At 77.6% G+C, this 854-nt stretch carries 1 protein-coding gene; it reads right to left on the bottom strand.

The window, feature by feature from the left end:
• Positions 1-2: 2 nt before the first annotated feature.
• Positions 3-851, bottom strand: coding sequence for an ABC transporter ATP-binding protein (locus ACSNOH_RS34955; protein ID WP_436725468.1), 849 nt, complete (start codon positions 849-851; stop codon positions 3-5).
• Positions 852-854: the final 3 nt, after the last annotated feature.

Below are 854 nucleotides of genomic sequence, written 5' to 3'. Positions count from 1 at the left end.
GGTCAGTGGGGCCGGTGGGGGCGGCCGGCGCGGTGTCCGCGGCCGCCGGGGCGGGCGCGCGGGACGACCAGGGGCGTGCCGGTCTCCGGGTCGGGCACGACCCGGCACTCGACCTGGAAGACCTTCTCGACGAGTTCGGCCGTCAGGACGTCGGCCGGGGGGCCGGCGGCGGCCGGTCTGCCGTCGCACATGACGACGAGGTGGTCGGCGTAGCGGGCGGCCTGGCCGAGGTCGTGCAGGACCATCACGACGGTGCGGCCCGCCCCGGTGTTGAGCTCGTCGACCAGGTCGAGCACGTCGAGCTGGTGGCGCAGGTCCAGGAAGGTGGTGGGCTCGTCCAGGAGCAGCAGGGGCGTGTCCTGGGCGAGGGCGAGCGCGATCCAGGCGCGCTGCCGCTGCCCTCCGGAGAGCTGGTCGACGGGGCGGTCGCGCAGGGCGTCGGTGCCGGTGCGGGCGAGGGCCTCCTCGACCGCGGCCTGGTCGGCCCGGGACCAGGGGGTGAGCAGCCGCTGGTGGGGGTAGCGGCCGAGGCGTACGAGCCCTTCCACGGTGACGCCCTCGGGCGCGACGGCCTGCTGCGGCAGCAGGCCGAGGCGGCGGGCGACGGCGCGGGCGGGCATGCGGTGGATGTCGGCGCCGTCGAGGGTGACGGTCCCGGCGGCGGGCGCCAACAGCCGCGCGAGCCCGCGCAGGAGCGTGGACTTACCGCAGGCGTTGGGCCCGACGACGGCGGTGACGACCCCGGCGGGAATACCGAGGTCGACCCCGTCGACGACGGTACGGCCGCCGTACCCGAGGGTGAGCCGGTGGGCGGCGAGGACGTGCGCGGGGACGGGGGCCGCGGGGGCCACGGG

This window comes from Streptomyces sp. URMC 127, assembly GCF_051386535.1.
Classification (GTDB): Bacteria; Actinomycetota; Actinomycetes; order Streptomycetales; family Streptomycetaceae; genus Streptomyces.
The sequence above is the reverse complement of the archived record's forward strand: the minus strand, read 5'-3'. Positions and strand labels throughout refer to the sequence as shown.